General features: G+C 58.5%; 22 protein-coding genes and 1 pseudogene. 20 read left to right on the top strand and 3 right to left on the bottom strand.

Features of this window, described 5'->3' with window-relative positions:
* Nucleotides 1-15: 15 nt before the first annotated feature.
* The 9 genes from LQK84_RS20665 (at nt 16) to LQK84_RS20625 (ending at nt 10,079) form a co-directional block, all read left to right on the top strand.
* Nucleotides 16-1,056: a helix-turn-helix domain-containing protein gene (locus LQK84_RS20665; RefSeq protein ID WP_230830618.1), complete on the top strand. Its 1,041-nt coding sequence runs from the start codon at nt 16-18 to the stop codon at nt 1,054-1,056.
* Between the two features lie 141 nt (nt 1,057-1,197).
* Nucleotides 1,198-4,035 carry a [protein-PII] uridylyltransferase gene (locus LQK84_RS20660; RefSeq protein ID WP_230830617.1) on the top strand — a complete coding sequence of 946 codons (2,838 nt, stop codon included), beginning with the start codon at nt 1,198-1,200 and terminating at the stop codon, nt 4,033-4,035.
* On the top strand, nt 4,032-5,621 hold the full coding sequence (gene murJ, locus LQK84_RS20655) for a murein biosynthesis integral membrane protein MurJ (protein WP_230830616.1): 1,590 nt from the start codon (nt 4,032-4,034) through the stop codon (nt 5,619-5,621). The genes LQK84_RS20660 and murJ overlap by 4 nt, the downstream gene beginning before the upstream one ends.
* A gap of 98 nt (nt 5,622-5,719) precedes the next feature.
* Entirely contained in the window at nt 5,720-6,781 is a 1,062-nt protein-coding gene (gene trpS / locus LQK84_RS20650) for a tryptophan--tRNA ligase (protein WP_230830615.1), read from the top strand.
* Nucleotides 6,782-6,862: 81 nt separating this feature from the next.
* Nucleotides 6,863-7,354, top strand: coding sequence for a universal stress protein (locus LQK84_RS20645; RefSeq protein WP_230830614.1), 492 nt, complete (start codon nt 6,863-6,865; stop codon nt 7,352-7,354).
* Between the two features lie 178 nt (nt 7,355-7,532).
* The gene (locus LQK84_RS20640; protein WP_230830613.1) at nt 7,533-8,096 is read left to right on the top strand and encodes a NifU family protein; all 564 of its coding nucleotides are present in this window, start codon (nt 7,533-7,535) and stop codon (nt 8,094-8,096) included.
* A 9-nt stretch (nt 8,097-8,105) separates the two neighbouring features.
* Complete coding sequence (gene tsaB / locus LQK84_RS20635; RefSeq protein WP_230830612.1) at nt 8,106-8,762, top strand: tRNA (adenosine(37)-N6)-threonylcarbamoyltransferase complex dimerization subunit type 1 TsaB; 657 nt, start codon at nt 8,106-8,108, stop codon at nt 8,760-8,762.
* Nucleotides 8,763-8,766: 4 nt separating this feature from the next.
* On the top strand, nt 8,767-9,291 hold the full coding sequence (locus LQK84_RS20630) for a GNAT family N-acetyltransferase (RefSeq protein ID WP_230830673.1): 525 nt from the start codon (nt 8,767-8,769) through the stop codon (nt 9,289-9,291).
* Nucleotides 9,288-10,079: a lysophospholipid acyltransferase family protein gene (locus tag LQK84_RS20625; RefSeq protein WP_230830611.1), complete on the top strand. Its 792-nt coding sequence runs from the start codon at nt 9,288-9,290 to the stop codon at nt 10,077-10,079. The genes LQK84_RS20630 and LQK84_RS20625 overlap by 4 nt, the downstream gene beginning before the upstream one ends.
* A gap of 72 nt (nt 10,080-10,151) precedes the next feature.
* Here LQK84_RS20625 and LQK84_RS20620 read toward each other — a convergent pair.
* Nucleotides 10,152-11,054: pseudogene (locus LQK84_RS20620) on the bottom strand (YifB family Mg chelatase-like AAA ATPase); the annotation flags it as partial.
* A 39-nt stretch (nt 11,055-11,093) separates the two neighbouring features.
* Between LQK84_RS20620 and LQK84_RS20615 the strand changes: the two are divergent.
* The 3 genes from LQK84_RS20615 (at nt 11,094) to LQK84_RS20605 (ending at nt 15,533) form a co-directional block, all read left to right on the top strand.
* On the top strand, nt 11,094-12,842 hold the full coding sequence (locus LQK84_RS20615; protein WP_230830610.1) for a recombinase family protein: 1,749 nt from the start codon (nt 11,094-11,096) through the stop codon (nt 12,840-12,842).
* 189 nt (nt 12,843-13,031) lie between these two features.
* Nucleotides 13,032-14,504, top strand: coding sequence for a hypothetical protein (locus tag LQK84_RS20610; protein WP_230830609.1), 1,473 nt, complete (start codon nt 13,032-13,034; stop codon nt 14,502-14,504).
* Between the two features lie 285 nt (nt 14,505-14,789).
* Nucleotides 14,790-15,533, top strand: coding sequence for a hypothetical protein (locus LQK84_RS20605; RefSeq protein ID WP_230830608.1), 744 nt, complete (start codon nt 14,790-14,792; stop codon nt 15,531-15,533).
* Nucleotides 15,534-15,844: 311 nt separating this feature from the next.
* Here the strand turns inward: LQK84_RS20605 and LQK84_RS20600 are convergent, their stop codons facing one another.
* Complete coding sequence (locus tag LQK84_RS20600; RefSeq protein WP_230830607.1) at nt 15,845-16,789, bottom strand: hypothetical protein; 945 nt, start codon at nt 16,787-16,789, stop codon at nt 15,845-15,847.
* A 234-nt stretch (nt 16,790-17,023) separates the two neighbouring features.
* Here LQK84_RS20600 and LQK84_RS20595 point away from each other — a divergent pair, with 234 nt between their 5' ends.
* On the top strand, nt 17,024-18,205 hold the full coding sequence (locus LQK84_RS20595) for a flagellin N-terminal helical domain-containing protein (protein WP_230830606.1): 1,182 nt from the start codon (nt 17,024-17,026) through the stop codon (nt 18,203-18,205).
* Here LQK84_RS20595 and LQK84_RS20590 read toward each other — a convergent pair whose 3' ends face one another.
* Nucleotides 18,206-18,898 (bottom strand): helix-turn-helix transcriptional regulator, encoded by a 693-nt coding sequence (locus tag LQK84_RS20590; protein WP_230830605.1) that lies wholly within the window; start codon nt 18,896-18,898, stop codon nt 18,206-18,208.
* Between the two features lie 441 nt (nt 18,899-19,339).
* On the opposite strand from LQK84_RS20590, the gene LQK84_RS20585 reads away from it, so the two are divergent.
* The 7 genes from LQK84_RS20585 to LQK84_RS20555 all read left to right on the top strand — a co-directional run bounded on the left by LQK84_RS20585 (nt 19,340) and on the right by LQK84_RS20555 (nt 25,543).
* The gene (locus LQK84_RS20585) at nt 19,340-20,770 is read left to right on the top strand and encodes a DNA cytosine methyltransferase (RefSeq protein ID WP_269072206.1); all 1,431 of its coding nucleotides are present in this window, start codon (nt 19,340-19,342) and stop codon (nt 20,768-20,770) included.
* 561 nt (nt 20,771-21,331) lie between these two features.
* Nucleotides 21,332-21,523: a hypothetical protein gene (locus tag LQK84_RS20580; RefSeq protein ID WP_230830603.1), complete on the top strand. Its 192-nt coding sequence runs from the start codon at nt 21,332-21,334 to the stop codon at nt 21,521-21,523.
* Between the two features lie 72 nt (nt 21,524-21,595).
* Nucleotides 21,596-22,993: a DNA cytosine methyltransferase gene (locus LQK84_RS20575; protein WP_230830602.1), complete on the top strand. Its 1,398-nt coding sequence runs from the start codon at nt 21,596-21,598 to the stop codon at nt 22,991-22,993.
* Between the two features lie 661 nt (nt 22,994-23,654).
* Nucleotides 23,655-24,200 carry a hypothetical protein gene (locus tag LQK84_RS20570; protein WP_230830601.1) on the top strand — a complete coding sequence of 182 codons (546 nt, stop codon included), beginning with the start codon at nt 23,655-23,657 and terminating at the stop codon, nt 24,198-24,200.
* A 48-nt stretch (nt 24,201-24,248) separates the two neighbouring features.
* Entirely contained in the window at nt 24,249-24,572 is a 324-nt protein-coding gene (locus tag LQK84_RS20565) for a hypothetical protein (RefSeq protein WP_230830600.1), read from the top strand.
* A gap of 409 nt (nt 24,573-24,981) precedes the next feature.
* Entirely contained in the window at nt 24,982-25,269 is a 288-nt protein-coding gene (locus LQK84_RS20560; protein WP_230830599.1) for a hypothetical protein, read from the top strand.
* Between the two features lie 10 nt (nt 25,270-25,279).
* Nucleotides 25,280-25,543 (top strand): hypothetical protein, encoded by a 264-nt coding sequence (locus LQK84_RS20555; RefSeq protein WP_230830598.1) that lies wholly within the window; start codon nt 25,280-25,282, stop codon nt 25,541-25,543.
* Nucleotides 25,544-25,650: the final 107 nt, after the last annotated feature.

Raw genomic sequence — 25,650 nt, 5'->3', positions numbered from 1 at the left:
CTCGGGTTCTCTTGCGTGCTGACTGTTCCCCTGCCCTTTCTTGTCGGCCTTGCCGTGGTGCTGACGCTCCATCGCAGCCTGAGGGGCGTCGAGGCACCCGGCTCTAGGGCGTATTTCATAGCGTTCCTCGTGCTTTATGCGTTTCAGGGCATCATTGTCGGCCTGCGCTTCGGGTATGGCGTGCACATCCTCGAGCCGATACAGCCGCTGACGGCCTCGATCATGCCGCCACTTGCCTTCCTCGCCTTTCGCGCGCTGGCCGAGCCGGCTCCGAAAAGGCCCTGGCTGCATCTCCTGGGGCCTGCGGCGATGCTGCTCGCGCTCCGGCTGAACGTGGACTGGGTCGATCCGCTTCTGCTGGCGCTGTTCTCCTTCTACGGCATCGCGCTGTTCAGGTTGACGCTCGTTCCCGGTGACGCGATGGCGGTGGCGCCCTTTCAGCGGGCCGGACCGGCCCTGCGGGCGGCGCGGCTCATCGCCGGCCTGCTGCTTTTCTTCGCCGTGACCGACGCCTCGCTTGCCGTCTATGCGGCCTATTTCGGAACCGAGAAGGTGCCGGCAGCCGTTGGCCTGATGAACCTTGCGGTGATCGTCGCGCTGCTGATCTATTCGATTGGCGGCGATATGCGGCCTGCTCCGGCCCCACCATCGCAGACCCCCGTTGACGCTGCAGACGAAGCACTGCTCGCCCGCATCGCCTCCGCACTCGACGAGGGCGGGCTTTTCAAGGACGAGAACCTCTCGCTATCGAAGCTTGCCCGCAAGGCCGGCCTGCCGGCACGGGACGTTTCGAGCGTCGTCAACCGCGCGCGTGGGCTCAATGTATCGCAATTCGTCAACAACCGGCGCATCGCCGAAGCCTGCCGACTGCTGGAAACCACGAGTGAAAACGTGACCTCGATCATGCTCTCGTCGGGCTTCGGCACCAAATCGAACTTCAATCGCGAGTTTCGCCGCGTCACAGGAATGAGCCCCGGCCAATGGCGCGCAACCCACGGACCGGACAGCCAAGCGCCTGCCGTTCAACATGAGGAGGATCCGCAAGCGCGGGTATGATCGTTGCGGACCGGGATTGATGCGCTGAAGAAAGAACTTCGCAAGGCTTGAGCCTTATATACCTGTCATTATCGGATGAAAGTGCTTATAGAGCCGCTGCATCGTCAGTTGCTTCGCGCGAAACAGGGAATCAACGCCGCAATGGATGTCCGCAATCCGGAACATGCCGACCTTCTCGACTGGAAGGCTCTGAAGTCGCAATGCGATTTCATCGCAAGCCGCCAGGCCGAAAATGCCGCTGCCACGCGCACCGCCTTGCTCGCTGCGATCAAGGAGGCCAATGCGCAGGGCCGCGCACGGGCCGAGGAACTGCTGATGGCCGATGGCGGCGGGCTTGCCTGCGCCACCCGGATTTCGAAATTGCAGGACCAGATCATAACCATCCTGCACGATTTCGCGCTGAACCACGTCTTCAACGCCGCCAACACGCCGGAAGCCTCGCGGCTCGGCGTTGCCGCCGTCGGCGGTTATGGCCGCGGCACGCTGGCGCCGGGCTCGGATATCGATCTGCTCTTCCTGCTGCCTGCCAAGAAGCCGGCCTGGGTCGAGCCGGCGATCGAATTCATCCTCTATATCCTGTGGGACATGGGCCTGAAGGTTGGCCACGCGACGCGGACAGTGGACGAGTGCGTTCGACTTTCGAAGACCGACATGACCATCCGCACGGCGATCCTTGAGGCGCGCTATATCTGCGGTCAGCGGGCGCTGCTCACGGAACTGGAAACCCGCTTCGACAACGAAGTGGTGCGCAATTCCGGGCCGCAGTTCATTGCCGCCAAGCTTGCCGAGCGCGATGAGCGCCACCGCAAGAGCGGCGACACGCGCTATCTGGTCGAGCCGAATGTGAAGGAAGGCAAGGGCGGGTTGCGCGACCTGCACACGCTGTTCTGGATTTCCAAATATTACTATCGCGTGCGCGATACAGAGGATCTGGTGAAGCTCGGGGTGCTGTCGCGCTCGGAATTCCGCCTGTTCGAAAAATGCGACGACTTTCTCTGGGCCGTGCGCTGCCACATGCATTTCCTGACCGGAAAAAGCGAGGAGCGCCTGTCCTTCGATATCCAGTCGGATATCGCCCGCCGGCTGGACTATCATGACCGCCCCGGCCTGACGGCTGTCGAGCGCTTCATGAAGCATTATTTCTGGATGGCGAAGAATGTCGGTGATCTGACGCGCATTCTCTGCGCCACGCTGGAAGAGCAGCAGGCCAAGGACGCGCCGGGCCTCACCAACGTCATCAGCCGCTTTGCCAACCGGCCGCGCAAGATCGCCGGCTCGCCGCAATTCGTCGAGGATCGCGGCCGCATCGCGCTTTCAAGCCCCGATGTCTTCAAGGAAGATCCGGTCAACCTCATCCGCTTCTTCCATGTGGCGGAAATGAAGGAGCTGGAATATCACCCGGACGCGCTGAGCCGGATTACCCGCTCGCTGTCGCTGATCGACAATGGTCTGCGCGACAACGAGGCCGCCAATGCGATCTTCCTGTCGATCCTGACCTCGCACAAGAACCCGGCCATGACGCTCCGGCGCATGAACGAGGCGGGCGTGCTTGGGCGCTTCCTGCCCGAGTTCGGCAAGATCGTCTCGATGATGCAGTTCAACATGTATCACCACTATACGGTGGACGAGCATCTGCTGCGCACGGTCGAAATCGTCGCCTCGATCGAGGCCGGGCGCGACAAGGATATCAATCCGCTCGCCGTGTCGCTGTTTCCGTCGATCGAGGATCGTCAGGTCATCTATGTGGCCGCCCTCCTCCACGACGTCGCCAAGGGACGCCCCGAAGACCATTCAACCGCCGGGGCCAAGGTCGCCCGCAAGCTCTGCCCGCGTCTCGGCATGACGGTGAAGCAGACCGAACTTGTCGCCTGGCTGATCGAGGAACATCTGACCATGTCGATGGTGGCGCAGACGCGCGACCTGAACGACCGCAAGACCATCCAGGACTTTGCCGAGCGCGCGCAGTCGCTCGAGCGCCTGCGTCTGCTGCTGATCCTGACGGTTGCCGATATCCGCGCCGTCGGTCCCGGCGTGTGGAACGGCTGGAAGGGCCAGCTGTTGCGCACTCTCTATTACGAGACCGAGCTGCAACTGACCGGAGGCTTTTCGGAAGTGTCCCGCAAGGAACGCGCCGCCGCCGCCCGTATCAGGCTGGCGGAAGCGCTGGACGGCTGGAGCCAGAAGGATCGCAAGACCTATTCCAAGCTCCATTACGAGCCCTATCTGCTCAGCGTCTCGCTGGAAGACCAGATCCGCCATGCCGGCTTCATCCGCGATGCCGACAAGGCCGGCAAGGCGCTTGCGACCATGGTGCGCACCCGCTCCTTCCACTCGATCACCGAGATCACGGTTCTGGCGCCCGACCATCCGCGCCTGCTCGCCATCATCACCGGCTCTTGTGCGGCGGCGGGCGCCAACATCGCCGACGCCAACATCTTCACAACCGCCGACGGCCGCGCGCTTGATACGATCATGATCAACCGCGAGTTCAAGAACGACGAGGACGAGATCCGCCGCGCCACCTCGATCGGCAAGCTGATCGAGGACGTTCTGGCCGGCCAGAAGCGTGTTCCCGAAGTCATCGCGATCCGCCACAAGGGCAAGAAGCGGAATACGACTTTCACGATCGCGCCTGCCGTGACGGTTTCCAACGCGCTCTCCAACAAGTTCACCGTGCTGGAACTGGAATGCCTCGACAGGCCCGGCCTGCTTTACGAGATCACCTCGGTTCTCTCCGATCTCTCGCTCGACATCGCCTCAGCCCACATCACCACCTTCGGCGAAAAGGTCATCGATACGTTCTACGTGACCGACCTCGTGGGGCAGAAGGTCACCAACGAGAACAGGCAGGCCAATATCACGGCCCGCGTGAAGGCGGTTCTGGCCGAGCAGGAGGATGAGGCCCGCAGCGGCATGCCCTCGGGCATCATCGCGCCGGCGCCGATCCGCGGTGTCAAGAAGACGAGACCTGGAGCATGAGCCTTTTCAAGAAATTCGTGACGGTGGGCGGTGGAACGCTCGGCAGCCGCCTGATGGGCTTTGCCCGTGAGACGATGATGGCCGCCGCACTCGGCACGGGACCGATGGCGGAAGCCTTCTACGCCGCCTTCAAGCTGCCGAACCTTTTCCGCAGGCTCTTTGCGGAAGGCGCGTTCAATGCCGCCTTCGTGCCGCTCTTCGCCAAGGAGATCGAGGCGGGCGGCATCGACGGCGCCAAGCGCTTCTCCGAAGAGGTCTTCGGCGTTCTCTTCACCGTGCTTCTCGCGCTGACCGTCGTCATGGAACTCGCCATGCCGCTTCTCATGCGCACGATCATCGCGCCGGGCTTCGAGGGCGACAAATACGATATCACCGTGCGGCTTGCGGTGATCATGTTCCCCTATCTTGCCTGCATGTCGCTGACCGCGATGCTGTCGGGCATGCTGAATTCGCTGCACCACTATCTCGCCGCGGCAATCGCGCCGATCTTCTTCAATGTGGCGATGATCGCAGCCCTTGCCTACGGCATCTGGATCAAGGCCGATGGCGTTACCATTGCATACTATCTTTCCTACGCGGTTCTGGTCGCCGGCATCCTGCAGATGCTGGTCCTCTATGTGGGCGTGCGCCATGCCGGCATGTCGATCGCCTTTCGCCGCCCGCATCTGACGCCGAAGGTCAAGCGCCTGCTGGCGCTGGCTCTACCCGCTGCGGTTATCGGCGGCGTGACGCAGATCAACCTGATCATCGGTCAGGCCGTCGCCTCGATGAAGGAAGGCGCGATCGCCTCGCTGCAATATGCGGACCGGATCTATCAGTTGCCGCTCGGCGTCGTCGGTGTTGCCGTCGGCGTCGTTCTCCTGCCGGAACTGGCCCGTGCGCTGAAAAGCAAGCACATGGTCGAGGCTGAAAGCCTGCAAAACCGCTCGATCGAATTCGTGCTCTTCCTGACGCTGCCGGCGGCGGCCGGCATCTTCGCGCTTTCCGACGAAATCATCCGGCTCGTCTACGAGCGCGGCGCGTTCCACTCGGAAGCGACGGCCACGGTTGCCGCCGTGCTGACGCTGTTCGGCTTCGGCCTGCCGGGCTTCGTGCTCAACAAGGCGCTGACCCCCGGTTTCTTCGCGCGCGAGGACACCAAGACACCCATGCGCTTCACCATGATCTCTGTCGTGGTGAACAGCGTGCTTGCCATTTCGCTCTTCCCCTTCTTCGCCGAGCGGGGGATCGCCATTGCCGAAACGACCGCCGGCTGGCTTTCGACCATCATGCTGTTCACCACGCTTCAGCGTCGCGGCCATCTCAATATCGAGCGCAGCCTGGTGACCCGCGCCATCCGCATGGCGATTGCCTCGGTTATCATGGCCGTCGCGGCGCATTACATGGCTGCCTATTTTGCCGACTACCTGCGCTCGGGAAGCCATGCGCTGACCCAGGCCGCCGTGCTTTTGCCGATCGTCTTTGCCTCATTCCTGCTTTATCTGATCATCGTCTTCGCCATTGGCGGGGCCGATCTCGGCATGATCCGGCGCAACATGAAGCGCCGCGGCAAGGCGGCACCTCCAATTCCGGACGACCCGGCTTGATCGGACGCGCCTTGCGCGTTATTTCGCGACATTGAACGGGCTCTTGCCCAAACACGGCCAGACGCGGGCCTTCCAACCGCCCGCATGAGAGGACAAACATGAACCAGTTCCAGCCGCTCGTCTTTTCCGGCGTCCAGCCCACCGGCAATCTGCATCTCGGCAACTATCTCGGCGCGATCCGCAAGTTCGTGGCGCTGCAGGAAAAGCACGACTGCATCTATTGCGTCGTCGACATGCATGCGCTGACCGCGCAGCTTGTCCACGACGACCTGAAGGAGCAGACGCGCTCGATCGCCGCCGCCTTCATCGCCTCGGGCATCGACCCGACGAAGCATATCGTCTTCAACCAGTCCAAGGTCGCAGCACATGCTGAACTGGCCTGGATCTTCAACTGCGTGGCGCGCATGGGCTGGATGAACCGCATGACGCAGTTCAAGGACAAGGCCGGCAAGGACGCGGAAAAGGCGTCGCTGGGCCTGCTCGCCTATCCGAGCCTGATGGCTGCCGACATTCTGCTTTATCGCGCCACCCATGTGCCGGTCGGCGACGACCAGAAGCAGCATCTGGAACTCACCCGCGATATCGCCCAGAAGTTCAACCTCGACTTCACCGCGCAGATCCGCAAGACCGGCAAGGGCATCGACATCAAGGTCGGCGACGAGCCGGTTCATGCCTATTTTCCGATGGTGGAGCCGCTGATCGACGGTCCGGCGCCGCGTGTCATGAGCCTGCGCGACGGCACCAAGAAAATGTCGAAGTCCGACCCGTCCGATCTGTCGCGCATCAACCTGATGGACGATTCGGAAACGATCGCGAAGAAGATCAAGAAGGCCAAGACCGATCCGGACGGCTTGCCGAGCGAAACGGGCGGTCTTGCCGGACGCCCGGAAGCCGACAATCTCGTTGGCATCTATGCGGCCCTTTCGGACAGGTCGAAGGCGGACGTGCTGACGGAGTTCGGCGGCCAGCAATTCTCGACCTTCAAGCCGGCGCTTGCCGATCTGGCCGTCGCGGTTCTTGCCCCGATCAACGCCGAAATGCGCCGCCTGATGGCAGCCACCGACCATATCGACGCGATCCTGAAGGACGGCGGCGAGCGTGCCGGCGCCCGCGCTGCCGTCACGATGGCAGAAGTTCGCGACATCGTCGGTTTCCTCTGAGACGCCAACGATCCGGTTAACAGCCCCGCCCCGCAGCATTGATGGCTTGCGGGGCGGGCGCGCAAATGGCATTGTCCGGCCATGGTTTCAAGACGCCTATCCCGCCTCGAAGGTCACCGCCGCAAATTCATGGCCGTGGTGGACCAGACGCCCGAATGCAGCCGGGCCGTACTTTATGCAGGCTACCGCGCCCGCAACACGGGCGGGGGCGTTGTTCTCATCTTTATCGTGCCTCCGCAGGATTTCCAGCAATGGCTGGGCGTCGGCGACATCATGCGCGAAGAGGCGATGGAAGAGGCCAATTCCGCACTCGCCAAGACCGCGCAATTCATCCGCGAGAAGGTGGGAATTGAACCGGAACTCGTGATCCGCGAGGGGCAGCCGGTCGAGCAGATCCACGCGCTGATCGAGGAAGACCGCGACATCGCCATCCTCGTTCTCGCATCCGGCTCCACCAAGGAAGGCCCCGGTCCGCTCGTGTCCTCCGTGGCCGGACGCTCCGCCGCCTTCCCTATCCCGGTGACGGTTATTCCCGATGCGCTCGGCGACGAAGAGATCGAAGCGCTTTCTTGAGTTTCTGAGAAAAGTTTTTTTCGCTATAAGGGTTTTTGACCGCTTCGCGGGCTTGATCACCCTTCGTGATCGGCCTATTTTGGAAGCATTCTAAAAAGCAATTCCGCGCCACGGGCGCCTGTCGCCCGGGATTGCGAAACACAAAGATCGCGCCGCGACGGCGGCCACGGAGACCGGCATGTTTATCCAGACCGAAGCAACCCCGAACCCCGCAACGCTGAAGTTCCTGCCCGGCAAGGTGGTTCTGCAGGAGGGAACGGCGGATTTCCGCAGCGCCGACGAGGCCGCAGCCTCGCCGCTCGCATCGCGCCTGTTCGGCATCCCCGGCGTCACCGGCGTCTTCTTCGGCTACGATTTCGTCACCGTCACGAAGGAAGACCAGGAATGGGCGCATCTGAAGCCCGCCATCCTCGGCTCGATCATGGAGCATTTCATGTCCGGCGCGCCTGTCATGGGCGGTGCCAGCACGGCTGAAGCGACCGATCCGTCCGGCGAATTCTACAACGAGGGCGACGAGATCATCGTCAAGACGATCAAGGAACTGCTCGAAACCCGCGTCCGGCCGGCCGTTGCCCAGGACGGCGGCGACATCACCTTCCGCGGTTTCCGCGATGGCAAGGTCTTCCTCAACATGAAGGGCTCCTGTGCCGGCTGCCCGTCCTCGACGGCGACGCTGAAGCATGGCGTGCAGAACCTGCTGCGCCATTTCATCCCGGAAGTACAGGAAGTCGAGGCGGTCTAAGCCTCCAGCATGATCGTTCTCGCCATCGATACTGCCGGCGTGGATTGTTCCGTGGCTGTCTATGACGACGCCGCGGACACAGTGTTGGCACACGCACAGGAAACGCTCGGCAAGGGCCACGCCGAACGGCTGGCGGCGATGATCGATGACGTCATGCGGCAGGCGGCGCTGAAGCCCGCCGATCTCAGCCGCATCGGCGTCACCATCGGGCCGGGCTCCTTCACGGGCATTCGCGTTGGCGTCGCCGCAGCCCGCGGCCTTGCGCTGGCGCTCGGCATTCCCGCCATCGGGGTGACAACCCTTGAAGTACTCGCCGAGACCGCGCGGAGAGCCGGTGAAACCGGCGCGATCATCGCGGCCATCGACGCGAAGCGCGGCGAAGTCTATCTCCAGCCCTTCGACGAGACCGGTCAGGCGACGGCGGAGCCGCAGGCCTTGCTTCTGGAGGAGGCGCGGAGCGTTGTCGCATCCAGGGCGGCAAAACTCGTCGGTTCGGGACAGGCAGCGCTGGCCGATGGGTTAGCGGAGGCTGACCATTTCGACATTGAAACCGTTGCGCGGATTGCAGCGCGCCGGCCGAAGGGTCCGGGCAAGCCCGCGCCGCTATATTTGCGCGGACCTGATGCAAAGCCCCAGATGGGTTTTGCGATTGAGCGCAGAGCATAAGGGCATGCTGGAGAAGTTCTTCTCAAAGAAACTGGAATTCGACGTTCTGCCGATGGAAATGGCGCATTGCCGCGCCGCATCCGTCATTCATGGCGAACGCTTCTCGCGCGGCTGGAGCGACGGCGAATTTCACGATCTTCTCGGCCAGAACACCGTTTCCGGCTTTGTCGCGCTTCAATCCGGCCTAGCCCCAGCCGATGGTGTCGGCGGGTTTGTGCTTGCCCGCACGGCAGCAGGCGAAGCGGAAATCCTCTCGATCGGCGTCAACGCACGCATGGCGCGGCAGGGCCTCGGCTGGCGGCTCATGCGGGCAGCTCTGGCAGATGTCGTCGCGCGCGATGCGACCACGGTCTTCCTTGAGGTTGACGAGACGAATGCAGCGGCCCGCGCTCTCTATGCGAAGCTCGGCTTCCAGAAGGTTGCCGAACGCCCTGCCTACTATGCCGGTCCGGACGGAAAGAAGACCGCGGCGCATGTGATGAGGCTGGATCTCAATGTCTCACGCCCGGCGAGGAGCGCCAAGCCGTGATCGTGAGGCTTCGGATTGCGGCGCTTCTGACCGTCGTCGTGATCATGACGCTTCTCCTTGCACCCCTCCAGATCCTGGGCCTCCGCTTCGACTGGCGACTGCGCCGCAGACTGCCCGGCATCTGGCATCGCATTGCCTGTCGGATGTTGGGTCTCCGGATCCATGTCAACGGGGCGGCGGCATCCGGACGCCCGCTGATGATCGCGGCCAATCACGCATCCTGGCTCGACATCCTCGTGCTGAGCGCCGTCGCCGACGTCGTCTTCATCGCCAAATCCGAAGTGCGGAGCTGGCCCGTTTTCAATACGTTGGCGCGCCTGCAGGCGACGATCTTCATTGAACGCGAGGAGCGCCGGAAGACCGGCGACCAGGTGAACGAGATCGGTGCGAGGCTGGCGGACGGCGAAATCGTGGTTCTCTTTCCCGAAGGCACGACCTCGGACGGCAACCGGCTTCTCCCCGTCAAGACATCGCTTTTCGGCGCAGCCTCCGCCGCACTGCCTGCGGCACCCGAGGGCGTCGTGCTGATCCAGCCGGTCGCGGTGGCCTACACGCGTGCCCACGGCCTGCCGCTGGGCCGCTTTCACCGCGCGATCGCCGCCTGGCCCGGCGATACGGAACTGATGCCACACCTTTCGCGCGTTCTCACGATGGGCTCGCTGGAGGCGGAAGTGACCTTCTGCGAGCCGATCCCGTTTTCCACATCCAGCAACCGCAAGGCTGTCAGCCGCGCGGTCGAGGAAGAGATCGGCAACGCGCTGCATGTGATGCTGCGCAGCCCCACCTGAGCCGGGAAGACCAGAGGGGTCTCGCAGCGTTCCATACGGGCTTCCGCAGTCGACTGCAGATGCTGCCGCCTCTCACGCCGCCGCGATCAGCCGCTCCCCGGCGATCCGGTAGGAAATGGCTTCGGCAATGTGGATACGTCCGATCGCCCGCTGCCCGTCGAGATCGGCAATGGTGCGGGCAACCTTCAGAATCCGGTGATAGCCGCGGGCTGAGAATTTCAGCTTCTCCGCCGCGTCCTGCAGAAGCGTCATCCCGCCGCGATCCGGCTCGGCAATCTTCTCGATCATCGCCGTCGAGCATTGCGCATTGGTGCGGACCCGGGCCGCGCCGAATTCGAGAAAGCGCGCGCGCTGGATCTCGCGCGCGGCAGCCACGCGGCGGGCAACATCGGCGCTCCGCTCGGAGGCCGCCGGGATCAGGAGATCGGCAGCGCTGACGGCTGGCACATCGATGCGAATGTCAATCCGGTCCATCAACGGTCCGGAAATGCGGGCCTGATAGTCGGCAGCGCATCGGGGACCCCGCGCGCAGGTGTGGCCCGGTTCGCCCGCCATGCCGCAGCGGCAGGGGTTCATCGCTGCGATCAGCTGGATATTGGCGGGATAGGAAACACGGTGGTTGGCGCGCGCAATCACGCATTCGCCCGTCTCCAGCGGCTGGCGCAGCGCATCGAGCGCCTGGGCCGAAAACTCCGGCAGTTCGTCGAGAAAAAGCACGCCGTGATGGGCCATCGACACCTCGCCTGGCTTTGCCCGCAAACCTCCGCCGATCAATGAGGCCATGGTGGCCGAATGATGTGGCGACCGGAAGGGGCGGCGATCAGAGAGCTTGCCGCCCGACAACTGCCCGGCGACCGAATGGATCATCGACACTTCGAGAAGTTCGGCTGCTGACAGCGGCGGCAGGATCGACGGCAGGCGCTGCGCCAGCATCGACTTGCCGGAGCCTGGAGGGCCGATCATGAGCAAATTATGCTACATTAATGGACGCTTTTGTGATACCGGATTTTTATGATGATCAAGGCCTACTCATACATTCGCTTCTCCACACCAGAACAAGCACAAGGGGATTCCCTACGTCGCCAAACGGCAAAAGCCGAAGCTTGGGCGAATGAGCGGGGCATTCTCTTGGATGATTCTATTCGAGACCTGGGGGTCAGCGCGTTTCAAGGGGCCAACCGCACAACGGGATCACTTCGGTCGTTCTTGCAAATGGTAGAGAACGGCAGAATAGAACGCGGCTCGTATCTCATCGTGGAAAGCCTTGATCGGTTATCACGGGAAACCGTGCTGGACGCAGCCGGACAACTTTTCGCGCTTATTCAAGCTGGAGTCATTGTTGTAACGCTCAGCGATGGCCAGGAGTATTCCGAGGCCCGTCTCCGACAAGATTGGACACCTCTAGTTATCTCGTTGGCAGTCATGGCAAGAGCCCACGATGAAAGTCGCATAAAGAGTGAGCGGGTCGGCGAGGCCTGGCGACAGAAGAAGACGGCGGCCCGAAATGGCGGAAAGCCCTTAACACATAGGTGCCCAGAATGGCTCCAAGTCATTGGTAATGAGTTCGTTGTACGTGACGATCGAATGGAGATCGTGCAGCGCATTTTCCGAGAAACCATTCAGGGTTTTGGTCGAAGAGAAATTGTCACTCGCCTAAACGGTGACGGTATCCCCTCGTTCAGGGCCGGAGAGCGACGGAAACGACCTTCGACGGGGTGGCAGACTTCAAGCGTTGCAAAGATCGTGCAGAACCGCGCGGTTCTGGGCGAATATCAGCCACATTCAGGAACACACAAAGCGCGTAACAGGAAGCCTGATGGAGATCCGATAAAAGACTACTATCCGCAAATAGTGGACAACGAAACCTTTTGGCGTGCCCAAACTGCGGTGAATGAACGCCGGCGACAGTCAGCAGGTCGGCGCGGGGACAAAGGCGCACACCTTCTTCGAGGGCTTGCAAAGTGTTCTGTGTGTCAAGGCTCCATGCATCTCGTCAACAAAGGAAGGCCTCCCAAAGGCAACATTTATCTAGTGTGTTCATCGAACCGGCGAAATGCCGGATGCGAGAACAAGCGTGCCTGGCGAGTGGATAAACTGGAAGAGGCACTCCTTTTATGTCTCACTTCGTTCAAAACGAAAGCCTTCGAAAGCTATTTCGAAGGTGACAATGACCCGTCGCTAAAGGTCCAAGCCATCAGAGCAGAATTGGAAGACCTAAATCGAAGGAACAAAATCTTGATGAGGCTCGCCGAAACCGAGGATGAGCAGGCAATAGCCCGCTTCATGGAAACGGCCAGAGATATAAAAAATAAGAAGGAAGAACTGAAGATCGCGGACGCTGAACTGCGAACTCAAGAAAGCGACCCTGGCGACGCAGCCCGCCTAGATGAAATACTCCGTCTGTCGTCAAGTCTCTTTAAGCTTGAAGGTAATGAGCGGTTGGAGCTTCGAATTCGCCTCTCATCTCTTATTCGTCGGATCGTGGACCACATTAAGTGTGACCCCGAGCGCGGGGCTATTATGGTTCTACCGATCGGCAACAAGGTCTGGGAAATCGTAATCCCGAAAGAGGGCTCTTTTGCCTACAGGCCCGATATCAGGACAGTAGATGCGATCGTTCAATCTCGACTGGCTTTCCTACTGAAAAAGAACCCGAGCGAAGATGAGCGAAATGCCTTCTTCCAGGACAAGGGGGGAGAATTAGTAGGGCCAGAAGGTCGCAAGATCGTTTTGGCTACAAATCGCAGACTCACCGCTTCCTAATTAGGCACAAGGAGAAAAGAGACGCGGCTTTTGGAACGGAAGATTTTCGGCGCTTGACACCCCTGTAGTCTCGACAGACCATCAAAAAGCCGCGGGTCGAAGGGCTGGAACCCTGCCGCGGCTTTCTTTGGAGTGTCTGCGTATGATCGCTGTCGGCGGAATCCCTGTAAAGCCCCCATTGCGTGCTGAGTGAGCGCCCGGCTGGCATATCAGCCAGCCAACCCAGAAGTCTCGCTCGACCCATCCCGTCAACAATTTTGGATTGCTGCTCCTTCGGAACATGAGGGGTTTGGTCCGCGTCAGCATGTTGCTAACCTGCACCCGACCAACTCTGGCGGCGGCTTGCGGAAGGGCGTGGTCTCGTTCGCGCAGCGCGTGTTCGACGGTAAGAAACACTGGCGGGAATGGACCGTTCCCGCCGCTGACGCGATATTACGCGCGGAAGAAGCGCTCCAATACAAATGCGGCGAGGATGTCTATGTTAGCCAGCAGACATTCAACCGCTGGCGCAACGTCGCCGACCTCAGCGCGCTCGGAGCCTGCTATGTGGACCTTGATTATCACACGCGCGCGCGGTGGCAGTACAGAGATCCGGAGGCCGTTGCGGCAGCCGTCATTGATACGCTCGAAAACGGCGGCGAGCGTCCATTGCCGTTGCCATCCTACATTCTCGCGACTGGTCGTGGGCTCGTATGCGTCTGGCTGACCGAGCTGCTTCCGTTCAGGGTTCTGCCACGCTGGAGTGCCGTTCAACGCCATCTGGCGGAAGCGCTAAAGGGTTTCGGAGCGGATAAACGGGCGCTTGATGCCGCCCGCGTATTCCGGCTTGTTGGCAGCACCAACAGCAGAGCCGAGTGGCACAGCCGGACGGTCAGGCTGGTCTGGTGGAAAGGCTCACCTGTAGCTCCGGACAGGCATGAGTTCGGTAATCTGGCGGATGACGTCCTACCATTCACGCAGGCCGAACTTCGGAGCTTGCAGGCAGCCCGTGCGACGCGAGACGCGGCGGATAACGGAACACGCCGCAGGACCTCGCAGCAACTCTCGGGCGCTACATATTGGTCGACTGTTTTCCAAGATCTGCAAAGATTGCGCCATCATCGCGATCCGGAACGCGGCGCATTGCCCGCAGGGCAACGAGACGCCTGGCTTTTTGTCGCCGCCAACGCGCTCGCGTGGACGGACTGCGTGGCGGTGACCGAGGCCGAAATCAGGACCCTGGCAGCACAGGCCGCAGGTTGGTCGGACCCGGAAACGAAAGCCCGGATGTCCGCGGTACTGAAGCGCGCCTCCATGGCCGTCGAAGGCAAGACTATCGAGTTTCGCGGGCGCGAGGTCGATCCACGGTATCGTATGAAAGCACAGACCATCGTGGAATGGCTGCAAATCGAGCCCGATGAAATGCGCGGCGCGGGCCTGCGCGTGCTCATCGACGAAGATCGGCGACGTGAACGCGGCGCGGAACGCCAGGCCGACCGGAGGCGTAGCCAAGGCGCGAAGGATCGCGACGAGCTAAAGGCGACACGTCTGGAGCTCGGCCAGAAATGCCTTTATCTGTCCGCGAAGGACGGCATGACACGCGCCGATCTCGCACACCATTTCGGTGTTTCGACAGGGCAGATTTCCAAGGCCATGCGCGAAGCAAGAGCGTCTTCAAGATAAGTCGGAAGGTGGATACCGGAACGGCGGTCACGTTTCGTCACGGTGTATGGTGTTTACCGAGCGAAGGATCCCCGCTCTCTGCCTCGCCCTTTCCTCTTTGTTCCCTGATCGTCACTTGGCAACCACGGAGCTTCGAGGTTTGGTCACTTCGTGAGCCATATTCGATCGTGCGGGTATTTGTACCCAGATGAATTCTCAAAATCTAAAACGCCAAGCCGCATGCTTTCAAAGAGGGCACTCGGTGGCCACCAGTAACCATCCCGCCCGCGCATAGGAGTAGCGAATTTGAGAAACACACTTTTGGTTTCGGCCTCGTTCTGCGCTTTGGCCTCGTTAGCGCAAGCAACAGACTTTGGTATCGCCGATATGACGATTGGCATGAGCGCGGGTCAAATAATTGCGAAATATAAAGAGTTCAGACCGCAGGGCGAATATCAGTTCACGCAGTGGAAGCTACCGGACGGCTCCACATGGGTCGCCAACGGCAGGACCCTCTACAATGAACTCAGTCATCCCGACGACATGGAACACGAGCGGATGGAGTTTGCCTTCACTGGCCTTGGCAGCGGCAACAAATTGTTCGCGATCAGACGCGATTTGAAGATAAAGCCCTCGCAACGCCCATCTGTGGAAGCGGTTTATCAGGCGGCAATCCAAAAATATGGCAACGTCTCATACGTTGGCAACGATCGGAAAAACATATGGGCAGTCTGGAAATTCAACTCTCTGGACGGCCCCGCAGAAAAACTAACTGGCCAACTCGGCTGTATTCGCGGAAGCGCGTTTCCTGTTGGGCTGGATGCTCAGACGGTCACTGAAGGAAAGCAACTTTCTGCAGTTTGCGGATTGTATATTGAACTTCACATCGAAGGTGACGAAACCGGGCTCGCCACCGACGTTGATAGCGCAATCATCAATCGACTCAATCTCGTTCGAGAGGCTGAATTGGACAACAGCGAAGCGAACAGAAGAATTGAGGGCGTTCGAACCAAGAATATGAACAACGCGCCCCCTCCACCAAAACTGTGAGCTGCCCCTCATGAGGGGTCTGGCTTCGAGCTCAGGTGACCGTGGAAGATGCTTCCATAGCCGAGAAAGGAAGATGAGACCCAGAGGGCTTATGGCCGTCACGTTTCGTCACGGTGTATGGTGTTTACTGAGGGCGAAATCAGGCCCGTTCGTTCCAACAGTGGCAATTTGTATCCCTGACTCTCTACGATGTCAGCAATCGGACGACGACCCTATGACGGCGCTGCCTTCCCCTGCGTTCGGCAGACCAGGTCGGAGCTGATCTGGTGCATCAAGAGGCCTAGCAGGGTGAACAAGTCGATGCGGTATGTTCAGTCCGCCAGTGCCTCGAACACCAGCGTGGCGTTGGCACTCTCGGTCGAATAGCCTTCGACGTCGCACGAACCCTTCTTCCTGATCGGCGCAGCACCGTGCAGCACGATCCGGGACCAGTCGGGGGCGAACCCTCCAGACACGGCATAGGGAGCAGGCGCACAGCCCTGCTTGAACATGTAGGCCGTGCCCGAGATACGACCGTTCTGGTCGTATTGATCCCAAGGTTTCCCCTTAAACAACAGCATTCCAGACTTGATGGTACCTCGGATCGATTTCTTCGGTCGCGTATATCTGATCTCGCCGATCCTGTGGTCCACCGTGACAAAAGACCCATTATGCTGAAACTCCGGCGCTTGGAACCGGACGCCAGTGGGTGCGTCGGACTTTACAGAAATGGCGACGCTACCCGCATCACGAGGAACTGCGCCGCTGGTGATCCAGGGCGCACCGTCAGCGAATATCTGAGTTGCACCATCGCAGACCTTCCAGACGCCGTATTCGCCCTTGTAATGCCGATACACCGGGAAGCAGAAGCCAGGCCCCGTTATCGCGAGATCAGCCCAACCGTCGCTCCGGCCCTGCTGAACGACCAGGTCCTGCGCATCATAGCCGAATTCCTGCCGCCAGCCGCCCTGCCCGTCTGACGTCATCAGATAGACGTTTTGACCAGTCTGACCATAACAAACGGTTGCGCCGTTGCCGACCTTTGCCGGGGTGCTGTAGATTTTCAGCTCGTTGATGCCGTCACCATTGAGGTCGAGCTGTTCGGCCCGATACTCCGCTGTCATCCCGGCAATGTGCAAACAATCCGCTACTGCCGTCGTTTCCGACGCCCTGACCATCGAAATCGCGGCTTGCACGTCGGCCTCGGACCAGTCCTTCGCCATCGCTGAAGATGCAGCGAGTATCACGAGAAGAGACAGTGCGCCACGTCGTGCCATGATTTCCCCTTTGTCCTGATATCCGGGAGGAAGAGCATCCCGTCCTTCCCTGTTGCCGCACTTGATAGCACGCTCAGGTTTTAGGATTTCGAAAGCCGAAGGGTAAATCTACCCTTTACCGAAATCGCCCATCGGCAAATCCTGCCAAGCTGTCCCTCAGTGGTTTGTTTGAGTCACCCGAGTATCTCAGCGGGGTAGTTTTACCTGGTGCCCTGCAACCAGCGTTAACCTCCTGTGAACGATATTCAGTCGGACAGACGACCGTGGGGAACGGCGTTTTCACGAAATCAGGCGCAGACTTTCCAAGGCGGCATGACGAGCATTCGAACCAATGTTTCGGCGATAGCCGCTCTGCAGACGCTAAGGAGCGTCGATGCCTCCCTCGACGGAGCGCAGCGGACGATTTCATCTGGCCTACGCGTGCAAAGCGCTTCCGACAACGCCGCATACTGGTCAATCGCGACAAGTATGCGTTCTGACAAGTCGGTCTTGTCCACTGTTTCCGACAGCATCGGGATCGCAAAAGGCATTCTCGATGTAACCTACAATGGAATGGATAAGGTTCGTTCGGAGCTGACAACAATCAAGACACTGGTGGTCGGTGCCAGGGACCTTCCTACTCCAACGACTACCCAATCAATAGGCACTCAGCCCTACTGGCCGTCCTCAGACCCAGCTTTTGACCAGTCCGAAATGGCTAAAGTTGACCGTGAAATAGTTCAGCATTTCGATCAGATCTCGACGATTATCAGGTCGTCGTCGTTCTCAGGAGTAAATCTCCTCGTGCACCAGGCAGATGGAAGATCCGCATCGTCGTCAACGATAGAATTTGTAACTGGATATACTGCTGGGGGTGGCATTCAGAAAACATCGTTGTCGCTCGCAGATACGACCATGGTCGACTACAATTACAACGGCCCGATTATATCTCCGCAGTTTGGTCAGTCAGAAGGCGGCTTTCTCGGCGGTCCCTATTTTGTTGGGCACACGTTCATTAGTCCGTCAGGTGTGCCTAATGTAGGACGGGCATTCCCGTTGACTTACGATTTTGGAACTTCGGTCTTTGATTCCCAATTAAAGGACCTCTTGAGACCGCTAGAATGGTGGGCTCAGACGGGGGGCACCGATCCTAAAGTGGGATTCGACGTCCTTATATCTGAGCTGGACAAACGCATAGAAAACATTGTCGCAGGAATGTCCAAAGTGGGGGCTGTCCAGACCCGGCTCGATCACCAAGACGATTTCATCGGCAAGCTGACGGATACCTTGGCGAAGGGCGTGGGTCGCCTGGTAGATGCCGACATGAATCAGGCGTCGACACGGATCAAGGCGTTGCAGACGCAGCAGCAATTGGCCATCCAGTCCCTTTCGATCGCCAACGGGAAGTCCGAAAGCATCATGCAACTCATCAAGTGATTACTGCGATTTGTCGCCAGCCTGGCTGGCTTGACCACCAATGATCATCGCAACAAGGTGCGGAATATTGCGAGCGCCATACCGCTCCTTTATCCGTTCAAGGCGATGCTCTACGGTGCGATGGGACAGGTCTAGAAACTTCGCTATCTCTTTCGCGCTGTTGCCTTCGGCCACCAGTTGGACGATGACTCGGTCTTCGGCGTCTGGCGTTGACGGAGTCACGGGCTTGTTGAGCAAATAGCCCGCCTCGACAAAGGAGACGATCCAGTTCGGAGGACCGTTTGATTTCTGCGGCAGGAGCAGCCGTTGATAGCCGATCTCGTTCCCGTGGACTTGTGTCCTGACATATTCGATGCGGTGTTGGCCTGAGGCATAGACTTCGGGAACGGCGGGAAAAACCACACTACGGATATAATTCTGATCTTCAAATTCCCTGATCCGCTTACTTTCGAAGAACTTTCGGAAATCCACGGAGCCGCTGACGGGTATTGTCATATGCCGGATCGCCTCTAGAAACCAATCCATGGGATCGCCGGGATCCGTGTGATAGACGGTCAGTCGCATCGTCGGCGACATATGCTCAAGAGCGCCGGCGTAGATGATTTCCGGCCTCGCAGGCCGCTCTGGGTCCGTCTGTATCCAGCTATCGAGCATCTTTTGCGACAGAGCTCGGAAAGTCAGGGGCTTGGGCATGCGTCATTCTCATATGGCAGATAATCGAACATTTTCGTCGTTGCTCAACAAACCCTATTCCGGACAATGACGGCAAGAATGCAACTGGTCTTTTCCACGTATTCCCGCTGGAGATGTAAAAGGAATGCGATGTCGGAGGCTGTCGGTCCCGCATCCCGCCGTGCGGCGCTTCACTGATGCTCCTGCGGCAACCTCGGGAACCGATCATCGCATGCGCGAATTCCCGCCCCGCCGGAAACCGTCGCTATGCTCGGGGCTCCGATACGCTCTTTTTGTGTGACAAGATGACCCTACCTTCTTGTAGGGCGCTGGAACGGACGCTGCAAAAGGGAACTGCAGAAAGTCTCCTGCACGGGTAGTTTTACCCTGCCGTATATCGCCGCCGTCAACGTCTTTGGTAGCATCTTCCGTCACGTAGAAATACGTGAAGGGGCCGATGGATTGAGGGCAGTTGAACTTTTCTGCGGCGCGGGTGGCATGTCGCGCGGTTTCATTGATGCGGGAATCGACGTTATCCGTGCGTATGACGCTTGGACTGCCGCGGTCGAAACATATCGCCGTAATGTGGGCGGCCATGTTCGGCAAGCCGACTTGGCCGACGTCCTGTCTGTCGTGCCAGAGATTACAGCGCTTACGCCGGATCTCATTTTCGGCGGGCCACCATGCCAGGATTATTCGACGGCTGGAAAGAGGATTGAGGGGCGGAACGCAAGCCTGACTGTAGCGTTTGCGATCATCGTCGCGACGGTCCGTCCAGAGTGGTTTGTCATGGAAAACGTAGTCCGCGCCCACAAGTCGGAAGCATGGACCAAGGCTCAACAAATCCTCCGTCGCGCGGGTTACGGTTTTTCGGTCTCGAAGGTGAACGCCGCATATTATGGAGTGCCTCAGAACCGTCGTCGCCTTCTGGTCGTGGGACGGCTCGGTGAGCGAGATGGCTTTCTGGAATCGGCCATTGCCTCGGCTGCTGCGGAACGTCCCATGACGTTGCGGGATCTTTTCGAAGCTAAATCTCCTGATGCCGTTTTTTTGCCTGCGCGTAATGGCGCAAGGTGCAGCGTTTGGTCTGCGGATGAACTTATGCCAACCATTCGCTCGGCGTCGGGTCGGCCGCTACCAGAAGGCTACGTCGCGCATTCGGCCGATGCCGCGCTCATCCAGAACGGTTATATCTATTCGCGCCCGGTGCGGGCCGGCAGGGGTGTGCGTTCTATCGACGAACCCTTTCCGACTGTCACGCGGACGTCCTGGGAGCGGGCGGGTCCGCGTTATCTCGCCAACCCGAATCCCGGCGATCCGGTGTGTGCCAGTGCCGTGGCGCAACTGACGTTCAGGCAGATCGCCCGAATTCAGGGGTTTCCGGAGAATTGGGAATGGCCGAAGACATCGCGCCAGCACCAGATGCAGATGATTGCCAACGCGGTCCCGCCCCCTGTGTCCAAGGTAGTCGGAACCATCATCCTCTCTCGTCACATGGGAAATGACATTCCAGCCGTGCAGGGGCGCTTTCTGGAATGGCTTGTCGGGCGCGGCCGCAGCCGTGCGGTAGCCCGTAATGTAAAGGCCAATCTTAATCGCGCGCGACGACTTCTGGGCGGAAGGACGTTTGTCGAACCTGCCCTTGAGATTCACACGTTGGAGACATCCGAACAATTTCAATGCATGTCGGCGGGGACGAAGTCCGACCTTCGACAAGCTCTACGGCTGTACGCCGAGTACCTCGCTCAAAAACAAGCTACGGAACGTAACCCACGAGACAGGAACATCAACATTTTCAAAAGAGCGAGCACCGAGGTCGGTGTGCCTGATCGGATGGCCGATGCGGCACTTACTGGAGATGGCAATACTCCATGTCACGTGGCGGCCGCGTGATGACGGGGTTCTACCATTGTGCTCTCTCGGTCAACGGCGCGGCCGTCCGTCCTACACCATGTTCCGGCTCTCCGGGTGACTGAAGTTGCGCGCAAAGGTGGCTCGAAGACATCGGGACGGGGAACATCGGTTACGACCTTCGGTCGGATTCTTCACGTCTCCTGCGCGGATCGAACCGGGAACAAGCTCAAAAATTAAAATGTGAGCAATGCTGGAAACAAATCACTAGCCAACGACGCGGCAGCCCTCAACTTCGCCTGGGCTCCACCAGATAGAAATGCTACAAATACCTCATATTATCCGAGACTTAGAGAGAATTCTAATATGCCACGCATCTACTTGGACTGGAGCGATCAGCCCGGATTCGAAACTTCATTTCGGCCTGCATTCGACAGATCTCCGACGACCACCGAGGGACGCAAACTTGTCCTGCTATTTCAGAAGGTCGGCTATTTGCATCACACCGATACCCTTTGGTTCACCCGTGAGGCTGATGGACGTGAGAAGTTGATCGCGGCTCTGAATGCATCTGGCTGGACCGTATCCGGTTAGGAGAGGCTTATGAATCTAATTCTGAAAACACTGACCATTCCGGCCGCGATAACAAGTTGGTTCGTGCTGTACCTGTTGTCAGCCAAGTTGTCGCATCTGATCGGACTTATAGCAGGCGGCTCTTGGTTTCTTTTCGCGATCTTCCTCATCCTTCGAGCAATGCGAAAGTTAGGTATGCAACAACGCGCGTCCGCCAAGTGAACTGAATATGGTTGTCCGGACCTTTCCATAAAGGCCCAATTTCGAAACTCTTCGAGGTATTGAAAAATGGGAATGAGCGCGGTGGAACTTTTTTGCGGTGCAGGAGGTCTTTCACGTGGCTTGCGCGATGCTGGCATATCTGTCGTAGCCGCTTATGATCATTTGCCGATTGCTGTTCAGACCTACAATCTGAATTTGCCTCCGGTCGCCAGAGTGGCTGACCTCAGCCGACCGTCAAATGTGCTGCCGGAAATCATGGCACTAAAGCCGGACATGATTTGCGGCGGGCCACCATGTCAGGACTTCAGTTCCGCTGGAAAGCGTGAGGAGGCCGCCAATGCCGAGCTAACCGTCACCTTCGCTATGATCGTCGCGGCGGCGAAGCCAGAATGGTTTCTAATGGAGAATGTTATCGAGGCTCTGACATCTGAGGCCTACAACGTAGCACGAGAAATCCTTCTCAAAGCTGGCTACGGAATATCGGAGTCCAAGATCAACTGTGCCTATTACGGCGTTCCGCAGGAGCGGCGGCGTCTCTTCGTCGTCGGAAGGTTGGGCGAACGCGCTGATTTTCTCGTCAATGCGATCGAACAAGGCAAATCAAAAAAGCCTCTTCCCGTCCGCTCACTCTTTTCCGATCAAAGCAAATCGGTTCTGCGCGACAGGAGTTTAAAACAACGTCTTTTCCTCGATGAGAATCTAAAGCAGCTATATCGCGCGGAAGACCAGCATCTTGGTAGTGCGGAAATGCTATACATGCGGCGTCAGTTTGACTCTCCCCGACACGTCCCGCTGGACAAGCCAATTCCGACAATTACCGGCAGCAGTTACGCCGGAACCGGAGCGCTATCACGCAGAGAAGCGCTTGATGCAGGACCGCCTACGTCATTGGCGTATCCTACACTTCGACAGTACGGAGAGATGCAGGGGTTTCCATCGAACTGGCGATGGCCAAAAAATATCGATGAGTGTTCGAAAATGATTGGCAACAGTGTTCCCGCGGCGACTGCCGCGATCATCGGGGGCATCATCCTGGCACGTCAACAAGGACGAACAACGCTGATGTTCGATCAGGAGGAGTTTTTGGACTGGCTGAAACAAAGCGGCAGATCCGCCACACGTGCTCGAAACATAAAGTCCAGCCTTTGGCGGGCGCGCCGGATACTTGAAGGGCGCACGTTCCATAAAGTTGAAGAAGAGATAGCAGCGCTCGAGAGCATGGCAGAGTTCAAAGAAGTTTCGTCTTTGAACGCACAATCGGATATGCGCTCCGCGCTTCGATGCCATGCTGAATTTCTCAATGCCCGCCAAGACAGGAAAAGGCCCAAGAGGCGGGATAGAAGACCGATGGCGGACCCTGTTGAAGAAGCTGATACACGCAAGTTCGACTTCGATGGACTAGACAGCATTCCGATGACGCCCCTTCTGCATGATGAAGATGCGCCGTGCAATGTCCGCGATGAGACGTGAACTAATGCCATTTCTCACGAGAATTGAACGAGGCGCTGGCGCGCATGATAAGAGCTTCGACGGATATGGGATATTCTTTTTTAAATCAATTATTTACGCGAATCCAGTCCGTCATGTGATTTATCATGACGGCATGACATCACGGGTTTAGCCTGCAACCGTCCGGATGTCGGAATGTAAAAACGCTCGCACTACCATCGCCAGCGATCCTGAAGTTGTCCTTTTGGTTAACATACTCTTTAGCCGAGACTTTTGCGCCATTTTAGCACGAAGAAGTGCATCAAAGTGGGAAATAGAGCCTCTTTGTTGGCTTTTGAACACCTGGCTTTAGCCTGAATGTCTATCCTATTTTCGTCGGATCTCGCGGCATCGACTGAAATTTTCTGGTGTTGCGCGTTGACGTCCTGTGGCACGCCCGACACCGTTTGTCGCGTCGATGTTGATCAAGGCAACGCAATGAAAGAGGCTCTGCTGATGCACGTAAGTACACATGCAATCCCTGCGGCAAGAAATCTGCACGAGCTTGCTTTTGTTGCGGCAACCGTCCTGACAGCCGCGAAAACCGCCTAACACAAAGCATCAAAGAAAGAGGTCAATGGAGCACGCTGGACGTGAAGGGCGGAGCTTTGCCCGGAAAATGCTGCCGCGATAGGTGGCGAACTTGTTGAACAGCCTGCCAACTCTTTGGTCGGCCACCCAAAAACAGAAAGGAAACTACCAGATGAAATTGATTGAAGAAGCACTGAACGCCGACATTGGCAAGCTGATCGCCATCAATCTCGCAGAAGGCAAGCAGTTGTGGGTCAACCCGCTGAGAGGCTGCTGGAAGATCACGATCAATGATCTCGTCGGCGAGAATGAAGTCGAAGCCAAGACGTTCAAGATCAGGCACTGGGCAGAGAAATATCTGAACGGGGCGATTGAAAGATATGGTCTGGCCGAGATCGAAAAGCATGACCAGGCTGACGCAGAAATCACCCAAAAGTCCATCGGGTCGATCTGGGTTGATGCAAGTCTGAAGCGCGTCAAAACCTCCGTCTCCGAACTGGATGCTCGTGTCGATGCCGAGGTCGCGGAGCAGCCTGATGGCACTTTCGAGAGTCGGTTGATTTTGAACCAGCCCATGGTTCGTCGGTTCTCGACTGAACTTGCGGCCCGCCGGGCAAGCATGCAGATGGCCGAGAGCCTTCTTTCCTGGGCCGAATAGAGCCAACGGTCGCTCATAAACGACAACAACTAAACAAAGGAACGGCGCATGTCCAAAATTGAAATTTCGAAAGTAATTGGTGGCAAGCTTTATAATTCAGCTACCGCAACCGAAATCTGCACATACGAAAGCGGCGATTATACCGACGACTTCCGGTATGAGCTGACATCTCTCTACATTACTACGCGTGGACGTTTTTTCCTCGCGGGGGAAGGCGGAGCACTGACACGCTGGAGCCAGCCGTCGGGGAACAACGGTAGCACTGGCGGCGTGGGGCTGAGCCCGTTGGACGCCACCGAGGCCCGCGAATTTGCCGAACAGCATGCTGATGCTGACACCGTCGCCGCGTTCTTCGAAGTCGAAGATGCATAAGTGCATTAATGGGGCGGCTTGGCCGCTTCCCCAACTCCTCCATTCCAACGAACTTCCGGGAGGCGAGGATGCAATTTCCTTGGTGTGAAACAGACATCTACGCTCGGTGTCGAGTAAGGCGGCATGGCAAACACTACGCCCTCTACGTGGGGCGGCTGCCTGGCAAAGCGAACGAATGGTGCTGGTACCTGCGACAGGATTCGCGTGTCCTCGCTGCGGGGATAGTCTGCGGTTCAGGACAAGCTTTTGCCCGAGCCGAGCATGCATGTTCGGCCTGGGACGACCTCCTGCAAACGCGAGGCCGTTGTGACCCGGCAAATCCCGGCATCTAACCGTCTTGAAGTCGATCGAGAATGACAGAACCATTTAAACAAAGGCCGAGTTTGACGGCCATAGGAAAGGAAATGAAATGAAATACCTCACCAACGAGACAACAGGCGCGATCTGGGTCTGTGGCTCCACGCTCGAAGAATGCATCGAGAAGGTTGGACAGATCGGGTACACCAAATTCGACCATTTCCCGGTGAGCAAGTACGAGCGTGAAAACTCGATCGGAGCAAACGATCCGGGTAACCGCTGGTTTTTCGGAGTCTACGAGGCGGACGGGGATTACTACGCAGGTGAAGAAGCCGCTCTCCTCGCGAACGGTATGTTCGAGGGCTACATCGCTCTCGTAGAAACCGACCGCGCAGCGTGAAGGAAAAGCCATGTTCGAAAAACAAGTTCGAGAGAGAGTTGAAGCCGTCCTGACCGGCGAAGCCGCACCGGAGGATTTGACCGGGGCCACCTCTGTCAGATGTTCCGTCGGCCTTATCCTCGGCACGTTGGAGGGCATCACAACGTTGTCAGAGCGAGACGCCTGGAACTACCTTGACAGAGTTAATGTCACCATGACCCATAGGCTTTCCGCCGAGTATTGGCCCATAGTCAAAGAGTGGGAACGGCATCGCGGACGCAATGCAGCATTTTGAGCCAAGAAGATTGGCGGCTTGACTGCCGCTTTTCTATTCGGCCTTTGCAACGGTGGATGCCTCTGATAAGGGCTGGGCGAATCCAATTTCTCTTGCTAGTTGTTGTG

It is taken from the genome of Rhizobium sp. C4 (genome assembly GCF_021026315.1).
Lineage (GTDB): Bacteria > Pseudomonadota > Alphaproteobacteria > Rhizobiales > Rhizobiaceae > Ensifer_A.
The sequence above is the reverse complement of the archived record's forward strand: the minus strand, read 5'-3'. Positions and strand labels throughout refer to the sequence as shown.